At 62.9% G+C, this 15,764-nt stretch carries 13 protein-coding genes; 9 read left to right on the forward strand and 4 right to left on the reverse strand.

Annotated features, from left to right (window positions below):
- A partial coding sequence (locus AC1D1P_RS03265) for a (2Fe-2S)-binding protein (protein WP_477672072.1) occupies positions 1-374 on the reverse strand: 374 nt, incomplete at its 3' end.
- A 218-nt stretch (positions 375-592) separates the two neighbouring features.
- On the opposite strand from AC1D1P_RS03265, the gene AC1D1P_RS03270 reads away from it, so the two are divergent.
- Complete coding sequence (locus tag AC1D1P_RS03270) at positions 593-2,521, forward strand: ATP-binding cassette domain-containing protein (protein ID WP_477672073.1); 1,929 nt, start codon at positions 593-595, stop codon at positions 2,519-2,521.
- Positions 2,522-2,660: 139 nt separating this feature from the next.
- Positions 2,661-4,358 carry a phospholipase D-like domain-containing protein gene (locus AC1D1P_RS03275; RefSeq protein ID WP_477672074.1) on the forward strand — a complete coding sequence of 566 codons (1,698 nt, stop codon included), beginning with the start codon at positions 2,661-2,663 and terminating at the stop codon, positions 4,356-4,358.
- Between the two features lie 20 nt (positions 4,359-4,378).
- On the opposite strand, the gene AC1D1P_RS03280 is transcribed toward AC1D1P_RS03275, so the two are convergent.
- Complete coding sequence (locus tag AC1D1P_RS03280) at positions 4,379-5,986, reverse strand: B12-binding domain-containing radical SAM protein (RefSeq protein WP_477672075.1); 1,608 nt, start codon at positions 5,984-5,986, stop codon at positions 4,379-4,381.
- 146 nt (positions 5,987-6,132) lie between these two features.
- Between AC1D1P_RS03280 and AC1D1P_RS03285 the strand changes: the two genes are divergently transcribed.
- The 5 genes from AC1D1P_RS03285 to AC1D1P_RS03305 all read left to right on the forward strand — a co-directional run bounded on the left by AC1D1P_RS03285 (position 6,133) and on the right by AC1D1P_RS03305 (position 11,937).
- The gene (locus AC1D1P_RS03285; RefSeq protein ID WP_477672076.1) at positions 6,133-8,313 is read left to right on the forward strand and encodes a protein-disulfide reductase DsbD family protein; all 2,181 of its coding nucleotides are present in this window, start codon (positions 6,133-6,135) and stop codon (positions 8,311-8,313) included.
- A gap of 47 nt (positions 8,314-8,360) precedes the next feature.
- The gene (locus AC1D1P_RS03290) at positions 8,361-9,014 is read left to right on the forward strand and encodes a thioredoxin family protein (protein ID WP_477672077.1); all 654 of its coding nucleotides are present in this window, start codon (positions 8,361-8,363) and stop codon (positions 9,012-9,014) included.
- A 7-nt stretch (positions 9,015-9,021) separates the two neighbouring features.
- On the forward strand, positions 9,022-9,486 hold the full coding sequence (locus tag AC1D1P_RS03295; RefSeq protein ID WP_477672078.1) for a CoA-binding protein: 465 nt from the start codon (positions 9,022-9,024) through the stop codon (positions 9,484-9,486).
- Between the two features lie 74 nt (positions 9,487-9,560).
- The gene (locus tag AC1D1P_RS03300) at positions 9,561-10,343 is read left to right on the forward strand and encodes a hypothetical protein (protein WP_477672079.1); all 783 of its coding nucleotides are present in this window, start codon (positions 9,561-9,563) and stop codon (positions 10,341-10,343) included.
- A gap of 259 nt (positions 10,344-10,602) precedes the next feature.
- Positions 10,603-11,937, forward strand: a complete 1,335-nt coding sequence (locus tag AC1D1P_RS03305; protein ID WP_477672080.1) for a class I SAM-dependent methyltransferase — start codon at positions 10,603-10,605, stop codon at positions 11,935-11,937.
- Between the two features lie 22 nt (positions 11,938-11,959).
- Here the strand turns inward: AC1D1P_RS03305 and AC1D1P_RS03310 are convergent, their stop codons facing one another.
- Positions 11,960-12,256, reverse strand: coding sequence for a hypothetical protein (locus tag AC1D1P_RS03310; protein ID WP_477672081.1), 297 nt, complete (start codon positions 12,254-12,256; stop codon positions 11,960-11,962).
- Positions 12,257-12,511: 255 nt separating this feature from the next.
- On the opposite strand from AC1D1P_RS03310, the gene AC1D1P_RS03315 reads away from it, so the two are divergent.
- Positions 12,512-15,025 (forward strand): EAL domain-containing protein, encoded by a 2,514-nt coding sequence (locus AC1D1P_RS03315; RefSeq protein WP_477672082.1) that lies wholly within the window; start codon positions 12,512-12,514, stop codon positions 15,023-15,025.
- On the opposite strand, the gene AC1D1P_RS03320 is transcribed toward AC1D1P_RS03315, so the two are convergent.
- Entirely contained in the window at positions 15,006-15,368 is a 363-nt protein-coding gene (locus AC1D1P_RS03320) for an aminoacyl-tRNA synthetase (RefSeq protein ID WP_477672083.1), read from the reverse strand. The genes AC1D1P_RS03315 and AC1D1P_RS03320 overlap by 20 nt on opposite strands.
- Positions 15,369-15,497: 129 nt before the next feature.
- On the opposite strand from AC1D1P_RS03320, the gene AC1D1P_RS03325 reads away from it, so the two are divergent.
- A partial coding sequence (locus AC1D1P_RS03325; RefSeq protein WP_477672084.1) for a uroporphyrinogen decarboxylase family protein occupies positions 15,498-15,764 on the forward strand: 267 nt, incomplete at its 3' end.

The following is a 15,764-nucleotide window of genomic DNA, read 5'->3' on the forward strand; positions in this document are numbered from 1 at the left end:
GTGGCATCGATGTCCGCATCTGTCGGCTTGGGGATTTTGTCGAGCAGGGCGGCGGCCGCCATCAGCATGCCCGACTGGCAATAGCCGCATTGGGGCACCTGCTCGGCAATCCAGGCGGCCTGCAGGGCGTGTGGCTTGTCCGTCGCACCCAGCGCTTCAATGGTCTGAATGCGCTTGCCCACCACGGCGGACACCGGGACGACGCAGGACCGCACCGCTTCGCCGTCCACCCGCACCGTGCAAGCGCCACACGCGGCCACGCCGCATCCGAACTTGGTGCCCGTCATGTTCAGCACGTCGCGCAGCAGCCAGAGCAAGGGCATGCCGGGGTCGGCGTCGGCCTGAACGGCCCGTCCATTGATTTGCAGTTCCAAGGTCCCTCCTTCAGCGATCGAATCGCCGGAACGAACGACTATATCGGCGAGGCCTGGCAAGCGATAGGGCGCAGATGCGACATCGGCCACTCAGTAATAACTTGTATTTAAGGGATGGCACATATGTGGCGTCATATGGCCAAAGGCGGGCCCTGCAGGGCCGATGAAGAGCCTATATAGAAACCGCCTCGCGGCAGGGGCGGATAATCTGCCCCCTTATGGCACTTATTACCTTACTGGACGCCCAACTCGCTTTTGGGCATGTCGCACTGCTGGACCACGCAGATTTTTCCCTTGAAACCAACCAGCGCATCGGCCTGATCGGGCGCAACGGCACGGGCAAGTCGTCCCTGCTGAAAATTCTCGCCGGCCTCGAAAAACCCGATGACGGCACGCTGCAGCTGCAGCAGAACCTGCGCATCGCCTATGTGCCGCAAGAGCCCAGCCTGGACCCGCATGCTACGGTTTTTATAGCTGCCAGCGCAGGATTGGCGCGCACCAGGCACGTAGTTGAGCAGTATCTTGCGGCCGACGAAAACACCGACCTGGACGCCCTGCAGTCGGAAATCGAGGCGCTGGACGGCTGGACCTGGGAGCAGCGCGTCGAGGAAACCCTGCACCGCCTGCACCTGGACAAGGACGCCATCGTCGGTTCGCTCTCGGGCGGCACCAAAAAACGCGTGGCGCTGGCCCAGGCGCTGGTCGCCAAACCCGACGTGCTGTTGCTCGACGAGCCGACCAACCACCTGGACCTCGATTCCATCGCCTGGCTGGAGGACCTGCTTGTCAATTTCAACGGCAGCATCATCACCATCACGCATGACCGGGCCTTCCTGGACCAGGTCGCCACCGTCATCGTCGAGCTCGACCGCGGCAAACTGAACAGCTACCCTGGCAATTTTGCCCAGTACCTGGTGCAAAAAGAAGAACAGATGGCCCAGGAAGCCGTCATCAATGCCAAGGCCGACAAGCTGCTGGCGCAGGAAGAGGTGTGGATCCGCAAGGGCGTGGAGGCGCGCCGCACCCGCAGCGTGGCCCGCATTGGACGCCTCGAAGCCCTGCGCGACAACCGTGCGGCACGGCGTGATGCGGTGGGCCGCGTCAACCTGGACGTCTCCAGCGGCGAGAAGAGTGGCAAGATCGTGGCCGAACTGACGGATGTGAGCAAAAGCTTTGGCCATCCCGGATCGGAAAAAATCATCGTCAACAAATTCACCGGCACACTGCTGCGCGGCGACAAGGTCGGCCTGCTGGGGCCCAACGGCGCCGGCAAGACCACGCTGCTCAAGCTGATTCTGGGTGAACTGCAGCCCGATGTGACGAATCCGCCCGGCAAAATCCGCCAGGGTGCCAACCTGCAGGTCGCGTACTTTGACCAGATGCGCGACAGCCTGGACCTGGACGCCACGCTGGAAGATTTCATCAGCCCCGGCAGCGAGTGGGTCGAAATCAACGGCCAGAAGAAACACGTCAAGAGCTATTTGACGGACTTCCTGTTCTCGCCCCAGCGCGCGAACTCGCCCGTGCGCACCTTGTCAGGCGGCGAGCGCAACCGGCTGCTGCTGGCGCGCCTGTTCGCGCGGCCGGCCAATGTGTTGGTGCTGGACGAGCCGACCAACGACCTGGACATCGACACGCTCGAATTGCTGGAAGACCTGTTGCAAAACTACGAAGGCACGGTGTTCCTGGTCAGCCACGACAGGCGCTTCCTGGACAACGTGGTCACCAGCACCATCGCCTATGAGGGCACGCCCGAGAACCCCGGCTTCTGGCGCGAATACGAGGGCGGYGTGACCGACTGGATCACGCAATCCAAGCGCGCAGCGCAGATTACCGGTGCCAACAAGCCCGCCAGCAGCCCCGCCGGCAGCAAAATTTCAAGCAAAACAAGCCCGCAACCCAATAAGGACGAGCGTGAGCAGCTATCAAAAAAGAAGCTGAGCTACAAGGAGCAGCGCGAGCTCGACGGCCTGCCGGCGCTGATCCAGCAGCTGGAGTCGCAGCAAAAAGCCATCGAGCAKGAGCTCTATGACGGAACGCTTTACACCACGAATGCCAAGCGCGCCGCGGAACTCAACGCGCGCAACAGCAAAATCGAGGAAGAGCTGATGACCGCGCTGCAGCGCTGGGAAATCCTGTCGTCATAACCGTGCCCGCTGGCCCCCTGCATGCGGCCCGGCTACTGCCGGGAAGAGCAGTCAAGCCGGGCGCCTACAAGAAGAATAGGTGCGAACGCAGGGCCCGGCGGCACCAAATACATCTCCTTACGCTAAAGTGGCCTGCACCATGCAGACCACTTCCAGTACTCTTTCCGGCACCCGCTTGATCCCGCATACAGGCTGGCGCGCGTTGCAGGGGCTGGCCATGGCCTTCGCCGCTCTCTGGATTGCGGGTTGCGCCTCGCTGCCCAGCGAGGTTGACCGCCCGGTTTCCACGGCACTGGCCAACCCGGCCGAAACGCGCCTGGGCAGTCTGGTGGCAGCCCGTGCGGCCAAGGCGGGAACACGCAACGACTCGGGGTTCGCGCTGGTGGGTGACGCCGAGCTGGCTTTCACCAGCCGCATGACGCTGATCAAGGCAGCGCAAAAGACACTGGATATCCAGTACTACGCGATCTTTGCCGACGAAACCACCGAACGCATGTTTGACGCGCTGCGCGAAGCAGCGGGCCGCGGCGTGCGCATCCGCATCCTGCTGGACGACTTCAACACCTCGGGAAAAAACGCGCAGGTGCTGAAGCTGGCGTTTGAAAAAAACATCGAGCTGCGCCTCTTCAACCCCCTGCCGGGCGGCCGTGGCTCGCTGATGTTCCGAATCCTGGGCAACCTCAAGGACACGGCGCGCATGCAGCGGCGCATGCACAACAAGATTTTTGTGGCGGACAACGCCGTGGCCATTACCGGCGGACGCAACCTGGGCGAAACCTACTTCGGCCAGAGCACCGGCACCAACTTTGTCGACATCGACGTGCTGGCAGCGGGCCGCATCGCGCAAGATCTGTCGCGCAGCTTTGACCAGTACTGGAACAACCCGCTGGCCTACCCGGTGCAGTCGCTGATGACCGAAAAGGAAATCGACGCACTCAAGCGCAAGCCGCAGGCCCCGGAAAACCTTTCTTCTCCCGCAGGCACAGCACAGGCCGCTACCCTCCAGGCTGGTGACGGCGCGGTACCCCCCTCAACCCGGCCGGAACGGGTGACCTCTCCATTGCCGACGCTGCCGGATTCGACCGACCTGCGGCTCTTAACCTGGACCTGGGCGCCCTCGGCGCTGCTGGTGGACAAGGCGTCCAAGATCGCCGCCGACGCCGACACCACTGAAGAATCGCAGGACACTACGGTCGACGGGCTGCTTCAACTGATGTCGCAGGCCAAAAACAACCTGCTGATCGTTTCGCCTTACTTCGTGCCCGGCGAACGCATGATGAAGCAGTTTGCCGACCTCCGGCAACGCGGCATTCGTGTGCGGGTGCTCACCAACTCACTGGCATCCAACGACGCGCCGGCTGCCCACGTCGGTTACGCCCGCTACCGCAAGGCCTTGCTGGAGATGGGCATCGAGATTTACGAAATGCGCGCCGAGCAGGAAGGCTCTTTCAGCAGCTTCGGCTCGGCAGCGATCGCGGGGGGATCCACGGGCGGTTCCACCGGCGGCTCACGTGCCAGCCTGCATTCCAAGGTCGTCGTCATGGACGACCGCCTGCTGGTCGTGGGCTCCATGAACCTGGACCTGCGTTCGCAACTGCAAAACAGCGAAGTGGCCATAGTCATCCGCAACCGAGCCATCTCGGCCGAGGCCACGCGGCTGATCGAGCCCACGCTGGCTTCCGGCGCCTACCGTGTCGAGCTGGAAAACGGTCGGCTGGTCTGGCGTGCGCCGCAAGGTTCGCCACTGAAAGACTCCATGATCGAGCCCGACGCGAGTTGGGGACTGCAACTGATGCTCAAGCTGATCGGGCCCTTTGCACCGGACGAAATGCTTTAAAGACAGGGCCTTTGGCCCCGTCAAGCCGCTGCAGCAGCTTTCTGAATAGCTTCCCGGTGGGCGCCCACCTCGTCCTGAAGACCGGATTGTTGGCTCACATGGCGCCCTTGCCGCGCTGCGCCTTGTCGGCTGGAACGCACGGGTGCAACCGGCTTGGCGGCACCCAGCAAATCGGCCAGGCAATGGGGTCGGCCACGTGCGCCGCTGGCCAGATAGTCGGCCAGCAGGGCGCTGCGCACATCTGCGCCGGCCAGACCCCGCACCGATGTGAGGTGCTCAAACAGCAAATCCACCAGTTTCTCAGGTGCGAACTCATGGGTTTTACCGGTGCTGGCCCAGAGCCAGTCGCTGAAATGCAGAAAATGGCCGAACGCCGAGCCGGGGGCCAGCAGCAGCCGGAGCCCCCGCGCAAAACGCCCTGAGTTGGCCAGCATTTCCCAGTACCGCGCAAAACGGTTGATGCGTTGCATGGTGACAAAGTCAATCGTGGAGTTCTGCAGAATCGTGTACGGCGTCTGCGGGTCATACGCCATGGCAAACTCCGCCGTGTGCCGGGTAATCGGAGTGCCGCGCAGGCGCTTCAGGATGCCGAACTGGATTTCATGCGGCGCCARCTCATRCAGGCGRTCAAAACCCTCGGCRAAGCTCTCCAGCGTCTCGCCGGGCAAGCCGAAGATCAGGTCKGCGTGCACATGGGCMTGGCTYTCRGTCACCAGCCAGCGCAGGTTGTCGGCGGTCCTGGCGTTGTCCTGCTTGCGCGAAATGCGCTGCTGCACCTCGGGGTTGAAGCTCTGGATACCGACTTCAAACTGCAGCGAACCTGCCGGGAACTGCGCAATCAGCGCCTTGAGCCGGTCGGGCAGGCTGTCGGGCACCACTTCAAAATGCACAAACAGGTCTGGCGCCATCCGGTCCAGGAAAAACTGCAGGATGCGCACCGAGTTCTCGACCTTCAGGTTGAAGGTGCGGTCCACAAACTTGAAGTTGCGTGCGCCGCGCCGGTACAGCGCGTCCATCTCGGCCATAAACGCATCCAGGTCAAACGCCCAGGCGGTCTTGTCGAGCGAGCTCAGGCAGAACTCGCACTTGAAGGGGCAGCCGCGCGAGGCTTCGACATACAGCAACCGTTTGGCCAGGTCTTCGTCGGTGTATTCGCCATAAGGCAAGGCCAGCGCCTCCAGTGCCGGCTGCTCCCCTGCAACGACCTTCATCAGCGGTTGCGGGCCATCGAGCAAGGCACGGCAGAGCTTGGGAAAACTCACATCGCCCCAGCCGGTGACCACATGGTCGGCCAGGCGGCAGATTTCCTGCTGATCCGTTTCATAGCTGACCTCGGGCCCGCCCAGCACCACCTTGATGCCGGGCCTCAGGGTTTTGAGCAGGCGCACGACCTGGGTGGTTTCCACCACGTTCCATATATAGATGCCTAGGCCGATGACTTCAGGATCGAGCGCCAGCAACTCCTCGACGATCTGCATGGGCCGTTGCTGGATCACAAATTCGCGCAGCAACGTTTGCGCACGAAGGCCGGGGCCGCCATGCAGGTCCATATTGGCCAGCAGGTACCGCAGGCCCAGCGAAGCGTGGATGTACTTCGCGTTGAGGGTGGCGAGGACAATGCGCGGCATGCCCCTATTATCTGGGCTGACTCTGAAAACGGCTGTAATAAGGCAGCGTGAAAATCGACTAACCATCATCGAGCAATGCCCGCACGCTGTCTTGCCCCCTGGCCTTCCAGGAACTAATCTCTGCGCCACCCGCTCACACTTGCACAATGAATGCCCTGCGTTTTCCGTTTGCCAAGCTAGCCGCTACATTTTTGATAGCTGCTTGCGCAATCCCCGTGCCCGCCAGCGCTCAAAAAGCCTTTAGCGACATTCTGAGCAAGGGCACCCCGGGCACAACCGGTGCGGTGGTCACAACGGAGCAGGTCAGTGCCGAACTGCTGGCCTGGGCGCCGGAAGGCGTGGAGCCCGGCAAGCCGGTCTGGGTGGGGCTGCGGCTCACGCACCAGCCCGAATGGCATACCTACTGGAAAAACTCCGGTGACTCCGGGCTGCCGACGCAGCTCGACTGGCAACTGCCCGCCGGCATTACTGCAGGCGATATCGCCTGGCCGACGCCCAAAAAAATCCCGATTGGCACGCTGGCCAACTACGGCTATGAAAAGGCGGTGCTGCTGCCCGTGCCTTTGACCGTGGCGCCCGGTTTCGCCGCCAGGCAGCTGGACGTCAAACTCAAGGCGTCCTGGCTGGTGTGCCGCAAGGAATGCATTCCGCAAGAGGGCGACTTTTCACTGAGCATCCCGGTGCGAAGCTCGACCGCGGCCAGCGGCCAACTGTTTCAGGACACGTTCGCTGCCACGCCCAAAGCACTGGCGGCCGGCGCCAGCCAGGTGGCCGTCGAAGGCAAGGCGATCAGCATTTCCCTGGCCGGCTTGCCCGCCGCCCTGCAAGGAAAAACACTGGCGCTGTACCCCGAAACCGGTAGCGTGATCGAGCCCGCCGCCCCCTGGCAACAGGCTTGGCAAGGCGCGGTGTGGACGGCACAGGTGCCCCTGTCGGGCCAGCGCACCGAGAGCCCGGCCAGCATGCCGCTGGTGGTGGCCCTGGAGAACACTGCCTATCGCATTGACGCGCCGGTCAAAGGCCCCTGGCCTGCGCCAGCGGCTGCCACCGTCGTGCCGCCCGCACTTGAAGCGGCCTTGCGCGCCAACGCGTCGGCCGGTGCGGCCCCCGTGCAAACCAGCGCACCACCGGTCGGACTCATCGCCGCCATGCTGGGCGCATTGCTCGGCGGGCTGATCCTCAACCTCATGCCCTGTGTGTTTCCGGTGCTGGCCATCAAGGTGGTGGGTTTTGTGCAGGTGAAGGACCAGGCCACGCGCCTGACCACCGGCCTGGCTTACACCGTGGGCGTGGTGGTGTCTTTCCTGGCGCTGGGTGCGCTGCTGCTGGGTTTGCGCGCAGCGGGTGAGCAGCTCGGCTGGGGCTTTCAGCTGCAAAACCCGGCGGTAGTGGCGCTGCTGGCGGCACTGTTCACCTTGCTGGGGTTGAACCTGGCGGGCCTGTTTGAATTCGGCAATGTCCTGCCGGGCCGGCTTGCGGGCTGGCAGGCGAAAAACCCCACCGTCAACGCATTTTTGTCGGGTGTGCTGGCCACCGCCATTGCATCGCCCTGCACCGCTCCTTTCATGGGCGCCTCGCTGGGCTATGCGGTGGGTCTCCCTGCACTTGAAGCGCTCGCGATTTTCGCGGCCATCGGTATGGGTATGGCATCGCCTTATCTGGCGGCGAGCGCCATACCGGCCGTGGCAAGAATGCTGCCGCGTCCCGGCCCCTGGATGGTGACCTTCAAGCAGCTGATGGCTTTCCCGATGTTTGCCACGGTCGCCTGGCTGGTCTGGGTACTGGGCCAGCAAAGCGGCATCGACGGCGCGGGTGCACTACTGGCCTTGCTGGTGTTGATGGCACTGGCGATCTGGGCCTTTACCCTGCGCGGCACGGCACGCACGCTCTTGGCAACCTTTTCCGTGGCGTTGGGCGCGTTGGGGCTGTGGGCCATTGGCCCGAACATCACCAGACCCGCGGCCTTGGTGTCGGCAACACCGACAGCAGGCGGTTGGCAGGCCTGGGAGCCGGGCCGGGTTGACCAGCTCACCGCGCAAGGGCAAAGTGTGTTCGTGGATTTCACCGCCGCCTGGTGCGTGACCTGCCAGTACAACAAAAAGACCACCCTCTCGAATGCGTCGGTACTGGCCGACATCGAAACGAAGAACGTGGCGCTGTTGCGTGCCGACTGGACGCGGCGCGACCCGGCAGTGACAGCGGCACTGAAGCAACTGGGCCGCAATGGCGTGCCGGTGTATGTGATTTACAAGCCCGGCCGCGCGCCGGTCGTGCTGTCGGAGATTCTGTCGGTTGACGACGTGAGGGCCGAACTGGCCAAGCTGTAAAAGAACCTGTTGTCGTGTTGTTGATGTCTCCTGAAGGAGTTCAAGCCATGTTGAATACCCCTCTGCAGCCCGTCCGGGCACTTACCCGCCGCAACTTTTCTGGCGCTCTCGTTGCCGCCCCCTGGCTGGCGTCGGCCGCTTTTTCCACGCAGGCGGCCACAGCAAGTGTCGGCCAGGCAGCCCCTGACTTTTCGGCCCCCGACACGGCCGGCAAGACCCGCAACCTGGGCGATTACAAGGGCAAGCTGGTGGTGCTGGAATGGACCAATCCGGGCTGCCCTTTTGTGCGCAAGCACTACAGCGGCAACATGCAAGGCCTGCAAAAGGAGTTCACCGCCAAAGGCGTGGTGTGGCTGTCCATCAACTCCACGGAGGCCGAAAGCGGCGACTACCTGGCGCCGGCCAAACTGGCCGGCTGGATGGCCGAGAAACAGGGCCAGCCGACTGCGACACTGATGGACGAGTCAGGCAGGATCGGCCAGCTTTACGGCGCCAAGACGACACCGCACATGTACATCATCAGTCCGCAGGGCCAGCTGATTTACGCAGGCGGTATTGACAGCATCCCTTCTGCCCGCGTTGACGATATCAAGACCGCCACCAATTACGTGCGCCAGGGCCTGACCGAAGCGCTGGGCGGCAAGCCCTTGAGCGTAGCGACCAGCCGGGCTTATGGCTGCTCCGTCAAATACAAGGCATGAACCAGTCATGAACCCCTTGCCACCTGCAGAGCGCATGCCGCACATCCTCAACCACTGCCGCACCATCGCGGTAGTGGGCTTGTCGCCCAAGCCTCACCGCGCCAGCTTTGATGTGGCGCGCTACATGYAGGCCAATGGCTACCGCATCATCCCGGTCAACCCCAACGCCGCCGAGGTGCTTGGTGAAAAGGCCTATTCGACGCTGACCGAAGCCGCCCAGCACGAAAAGATCGACCTGGTGAACTGCTTTCGCAACAGCGAAGATATTCCGCCAGTGGTCGATGAAGCCATTGCGATAGGCGCCAAGGCCGTGTGGATGCAGCTCGGAATTTCCAATCCGGCAGCCGCCGCCAAGGCAGAAGCCGCAGGCTTGCTGGTGGTACAGGACCACTGCCTCAAGATTGACCACCGCGTGCTGCTATCCCGCGGACTGTTGCACCCGATTGCCCAAGTGGGCGCGGCTTCCGCCTGAGCTTGCCCCTGCGGCCGGCGGCAGCCCGGGAAAGCCATGCTTGCGCGGCGCGGCGCAGCCGCTGAAAATGCCCCATGTCCCTGCGCACGGCACCCATCTCCCTTYCCGCACCAGCCATTTCTCCTTCCATTTTTTCATTCTTCCGCCCTCCCCTGTTGCTGGCCCTGGCTGCATTGGCCGGCTGCGCCAGCCAGGCGCCCACGCACAAGGGCGAAGCACAGGCCGCCCCGATGGCCGCCAGCGAGATCGGCCAGTCGGACGTGAACCGCATGGCCACCCTGGGCATGCGTGACAACCTGGAGGGTTTGCTGCGCCTGGCCGACAAGCTGTACCGGCGCAACCCGGCGGAATGGCGAAAAACCAGCACGCTCGGGCGCGACGCGGCCCTTGCCCAGTTGCGCGTGGCGGTCGATACCCGCACACCCTGGCCCGAGCTGCAGGGCAAGCGCGATATCGCCGCGCTGTCGCTGGCGCTGGGCCCCGACTTCAAGGGCGATCGCGTGGCGGCGTTCATTTATGCCAGCGCCGACATGGTGGTCACGGCCCACGGCGGGAAAACAGCGTATTACCTGACCGACAGCCTGGACGCACAATACATCTACAACGCCGCCCGCAACATTGAAATCGCCGTATGGATGCTGTCCAACCGGCGCAATGCCGCAGGCCAGCCCTTGCTGCTGGCCGACGAAATCACCGAGCGCGAGCGCAACCTGAGCTTTGAACGCGAGTTCGGCAAAATCATTGGACGGCTCGATCTGCTGGCCTCCGTTCTGACCGAGAAGTACCGCCGCGCGGTGATCACCTATGTTCAAAATCTACTGGGCGGAACGTTTTTGCAGTTCCTACCTGTGAGGTAGGAACTGCAAAATTAGGCACACCCCCGTCTCGGCTCACTCCGTGTAGCCGGATCCCCCCTTGCAGGGGGCGACCGCTGTGGCCGGGCGAAGCCGGGTTCCACGCTGAATCAAGCCACCCCCTTCTCGGCCCACTTCGTGTGGCCGGATCCCCCCTCAGGGGTCGGCCGCCGCGGCCACTGGATGGGAGAGAGGTTTCCGGCGCGGGGCGATCCTGGGCGGAGACAATAGGCTTTTGCCAATCGTTTTTCCGGAAGCCGCCATGCCCGACAACTATTTGCCCGAAGTCAGAAACCAGTATGAGGCGCTGCCTTATCCGCCCTGCAATCCGCAGGACGACCACAAGCGCCTGGTACGGACCTGGCTCGAAGACCTGCCCATGATCAACCACTACTGCTTTGCGGGGAAGCAGTCGTTCCAGAATGGCTTTCGTGCGCTGGTGGCAGGCGGTGGCACCGGCGACGCCACCATTTTCCTGGCCGAGCAGTTGCGCCATACCGACGCACAAATCGTGCATCTCGACATGAGCGGAGCCAGCATCGCACTGGCGAAGGAGCGCGCACAGATTCGCGGGCTGGCAAACATCGCCTGGGTTCATGATTCATTGCTGAACCTGCCCGCCCTGGCGGCAGAGCTCGGCGCCTTCGACTACATCAATTGCAGCGGCGTACTTCACCATCTGGCCGATCCCGATCTGGGATTCAAGGCGTTGCGCAGTGTACTCAAAGACGATGGCGCCATCGGACTCATGGTGTATGCCACCACGGGCCGCACCGGGGTGTACCAGATGCAGGATCTCATGCGCCTGGTCAACGGCGACGAGGCGGATGCGCAGCGGAAAATCGCCAACACGCGCGACTTGCTGGCCAGCCTGCCCGCCACCAACTGGTTCAAGCGCAGCGAAGACCTGCACCACGACCACAAGATGGGCGACGCAGGCATCTACGACCTGCTGCTGCATTCGCAGGACCGCTCATACAGCGTGGGCGAGCTGTTTGACTGGCTGGGCGACGAAGCGCATGGCGCAAGGAGCGGACACGGCATGCACCTGGAGTTCACCGATGTACAGCGCGGCCTTTCGCCTTATTTACCGCACATGGTGCTGGGAAGCAAGCCGCCGGCCATGGCCGCGGCATTGCGCAGGCTGCCGCGCAGGAAGCAATATGAAATGGCCGAGCTGATGGCCGGCACCCTTATTACCCATTCCCTATACGTCACACGCAACGACCGTTGCAAGGCCCCCTACGGCGATCCGGAGTACGTGCCTTTCTTCTACCATGAGCCCTTGACCGGCGAACTTGCCGCGCAGGTGTTTGGCAGCAACAAGGGCCAGCCCTTCATGCTCAGGCATCAGCACTCAGGCGCCTCGGTGATGGTGAATCCCGGCAAGTACGGCGCAAAAATTCTCGCGTTGATAGATGGGGAAAAAACCTTTGGCGAAATATTCGACCAATTCCGCGCGGCCTGGCAGGGCAAAGCGGCTGCGCCTGACAATGCCGTTCTGTTTGGCGACTTCGCCGAGTCGTTCGACGTTCTCAGCGCCCTGGATCGGCTTCTGCTCAGGCACCCCTCGGCCGAAGCCACAGCCGCGAAATAAGAGCCGGAGGATTTTGAGGCTCTCAGGCGAGAGAGCCCCACGCACTCTCAGTTTGGGGCGACTCGGCCACAAGCAGATCCACAACGACCACCAGCTCGCCGCCGAACCGGCCTATGCCCAGGCCGCTCATGAGCTTTTGCTCCTCCTCGTCGGAAGCCATGCGCAAAAAGCACAGGGCCTGCTGCTTGCCGGCATGGGCGGCCGGCAGGATGTTGAGCTGCGTGACCGAGCCGAAGCGCTCGCACATGTTTTTCAGAGCCTTCCGCAAAGCAGGGATGTCGGGGCATTGCTGAAGCTGGTCGAGTTCGAGTGGGCTCATGGATCCTTGCGTGAAATAGAACAACGGAAACAATACAAAAAACGGGAGATAACCGGGGAGTGCTGCAGGATGAAGGGTGACGCAGTAACCCGGCGTGGGGGGCCGCGTGCCTGAAGCGTAGGACAAAATCCTGTGCAGGTAAGTGACGGAACGTTTTGCAACGCTTTATGCCCAATGCTTGCAAATCTTGCGTAAAAGAAATGCCGCTATGCGTCAGCATCGTCTATTGAATGTCTGAAAAGCAGGTGTTTGCCCGTGTCCGTTTCCGTTCCCGTCATTGATCCTGCGCTCGCGCTCCATGTCCTGCCTCATTCCGGCGCCGACCGCCTCGCCCGGCTGGCCGCGCGCACTTGCGACGCCCCCATCGCCATCGTGGTGGCCCTGGACGGCGGCCAGGCGGCGCTCAGTTCCGGCACCGGTTTTTCACCGCAAGAGCGCGAAGGGCTGGTCGCTCTGTGTGAAGCCACACTGGACACACCACCCCGCCAGCCGCAGTTGCCGGCCCGCAGCGCGCCCGACATCCTGTTTTATCGGGGCTTGCCGCTGACGCGGGAAGACGGCACGCTGCTGGGCGCGCTTGCGGTCATGGACAAGATCGCACGAAGCCTCAGCGCCGACCAGGAAGAGGATCTCGAAACGCTGGCGGGCCTTGCTGCCGGGCAACTGGTCGCGCAGCACAGCCACGCACTGCAGGCCACGCAGCAGACTGAAGAAGAGGCCCAGCGGCTGGCCRCTCGCCTGGGCATCACCCTGGAGAGCATCACCGAAGGGTTTTATACGCTGGATACGCAGTGGCGCTTTACCTATCTCAACCGGGAGGGTGCCCGGCTGCTCGGCCGCCCCAGCAAAGACTTGCTGGGAAAAAGCATCTGGAAGGAATTTCCGGGCGCCATCAATACCTCGTTTTCCGAGCAGGTCCGGGCCGCGGTTGCGGGCAACTACCAGGTGGAATTTGAGGCCCTGTATGCACCGCTGGACAAATGGTTCGAGATCCGCGCCTACCCGTTTCCGGATGGGGTCGCCATCTACTTTCGTGACGTCAGCGAACGGCGCAAGGCCAGGGAGCAGCTCATGCTGCTGGAAACGAGCATCTCCCGCCTCAACGATATCGTGCTCATCGCGGAAGCGGTCCCCTCCGGGAAGCCGGGCTTGCGCATCATCTTTGTCAACAATGCCTTCGAACACCATACCGGCTATAGCCCGCAAGAGGCCATGGGTCATTCACCGCGCCTTCTATGCGGGCCGTTGACCCAACGCAGCGAGCTGCAGCGCATCAGCGCCGCCTTCCAGAAGGGCGAACCCGTTCAGGCCGAGCTCATCACCTACAAAAAAAACGGCAGGCACTTCTGGATGGAAGTCGACATCGTGCCGGTCGCCGATGACGCCGGTGTGTTCTTTACCCATTGGGTTGCCGTGGGGCGGGACATCACGCGCCGCAAGGTGGCGGAGAGCGAAATCAAGCATCTCGCCTTCTACGATCCGCTCACACAATTGCCCAACCGCCAGTTGCTGATGGACAGGCTCCAGAAGGCGCTTACCCACAACTACCGGCATCCGCGCGAAGCGGCGCTGATGTTCATTGACCTGGACAATTTCAAGACACTCAACGACACCATGGGCCACCAGAAAGGCGACCTGTTGCTGCAGCAGGTTGCCAAGCGCCTTGCGGCCTGCCTGGAGCCGCCCGACACGGTGGCGCGCCTGGGCGGGGATGAATTTGTGGTCATGCTGGAGGACCTGGGCCAGGACCCTCAAGCAGCGGCCGCAAAAGCCGAAGCGGTGGGTGCGCGGATTCTTGCAGCGCTGAGCGAACCCTACAGCCTGGCGGGCTACCAGCACTACAGCACCTGCAGTATCGGCATCACTTCGTTCAACCAGACCCTGGACAACATTGGAGACCTGCTCAAGCAGGCCGACCTGGCCATGTACCAGGCCAAGATGGCCGGGCGCAACACCATCTGCTTTTTCAACCCGGCGATGCAGGCCGCCGTCACCGCCAGTGCCGCACTGCAATCGGACCTGCGCCAGGGCCTGCGCGAAAAGCAGTTCCTTCTGTACTACCAGCCACAGGTAGGGCGCGACGGGCGCATGACGGGCGTCGAGGCACTCCTGCGCTGGCAGCACGGCGGGCGCGGCCTGGTGCAGCCGTCCGAGTTCATTCCGGCGGCTGAGGAGGCCGGGCTGATACTGCCGCTGGGCCAATGGGCGCTTGAGACGGCTTGCCGCCAGCTGGCGGCGTGGGCCCACCGCCCCGAGACCGCAGCCTTCAGTGTGGCCGTCAACGTGAGTGTGCGGCAGTTCCGCCACCCGGAGTTCGTGGACCTTGTCATGGCCGCACTCAAGGAAACGAAAGTCAGCCCGCACAAGCTCAAGCTGGAGCTGACCGAAAGCCTGCTGGCGGAGAACATGGAGGTCACCATCACCAAAATGGCCCGGCTCAAGAAGATGGGCGTGACCCTTTCCATTGACGATTTCGGCATGGGCTATTCCTCACTCTCATGCCTGAAGCGCTTGCCGCTGGACCAATTGAAAATCGACAAGTCTTTTGTGGAAGACATCCTGCGCGACCCTAACGACGCCGCCATCGCACGCACCATCATTGGCCTGGCGCAAAGCCTGGGGCTGGGCGTGGTGGCGGAAGGCGTTGAGACCGAAGCCCAGCGCGACTTCCTGTCGCGCCACGGTTGCGACTGCTACCAGGGCTATCTGTTCTGCAAGCCCCTGCCCATCGACGAGCTCGAAGCCTTCATCAAGACACTTCGGATTTAAGGGTGACGGCAGGCAAAGGCGAGGCCTTGTGGTGTTCCAGCCGGAAGATCACCTCCTTGACGATGCCATACATCACCGCGCGGTCGCGGCCAGGGTGGTCCGTGAAATGCACCGTCGTGGACCCGAGCGTCGCGCCCCCGGCGTCATAGCTCACCGTGATGCCGTAGGCCGTCATCAGCGGGCCGCAGGCACGCCAGTCGCGCGTCCATTGCGGCAAAGCCTGATTGCTGTCCCAGAGGGTGCCTGCGCTTTCGTAGCATTCCTCGATGTGCGCATGACCCAGCAGTTGCGCAAGGTGCCTCTCCTTGGCGATGCAACTGCGGAAATACTCCTGGTCGTTCATGCGCATGAAACACCTCTTTCGGACCCGGCGGGGCCCATGAGGCCATGGTAAATCCGAACCCGCTCAAGTGCCACCCCTGCGGATATCCCGCGATGGGAGGGCCCGCCTCACACCTGAGACAATCAGGGCATGTTCGCACCCCTTCAAAACGACACCTTTTTGCGCGCCTGCCTGCGCCAGGCCACCACCCACACTCCCGTCTGGCTGATGCGCCAGGCCGGCCGCTATTTGCCTGAGTACCGCGCCACGCGCGCCCAGGCCGGCAGTTTCATGGGCCTGGCCACCAACACCGACTACGCCACCGAAGTCACGCTGCAGCCGCTTGAGCGTTACCCGCTGGATGCCGCCATCCTGTTCAGCGACATCCTGACCGTGCCCGATGCCATGGGCCTGGGC

Source organism: Polaromonas sp. P1_E1_2, from assembly GCF_056406035.1.

What these genes read in the sequence shown, in the direction of transcription:
- AC1D1P_RS03305 (WP_477672080.1), top strand. Translation starts at nt 10,603, where the DNA reads ATGCCCGACAACTATTTGCCCGAAGTCAGAAACCAGTATGAGGCGCTG.
- AC1D1P_RS03285 (WP_477672076.1), top strand. Translation starts at nt 6,133, where the DNA reads ATGAATGCCCTGCGTTTTCCGTTTGCCAAGCTAGCCGCTACATTTTTG.
- AC1D1P_RS03320 (WP_477672083.1), bottom strand. Translation starts at nt 15,368, where the DNA reads ATGAACGACCAGGAGTATTTCCGCAGTTGCATCGCCAAGGAGAGGCAC.
- AC1D1P_RS03275 (WP_477672074.1), top strand. Translation starts at nt 2,661, where the DNA reads ATGCAGACCACTTCCAGTACTCTTTCCGGCACCCGCTTGATCCCGCAT.
- AC1D1P_RS03290 (WP_477672077.1), top strand. Translation starts at nt 8,361, where the DNA reads ATGTTGAATACCCCTCTGCAGCCCGTCCGGGCACTTACCCGCCGCAAC.
- AC1D1P_RS03310 (WP_477672081.1), bottom strand. Translation starts at nt 12,256, where the DNA reads ATGAGCCCACTCGAACTCGACCAGCTTCAGCAATGCCCCGACATCCCT.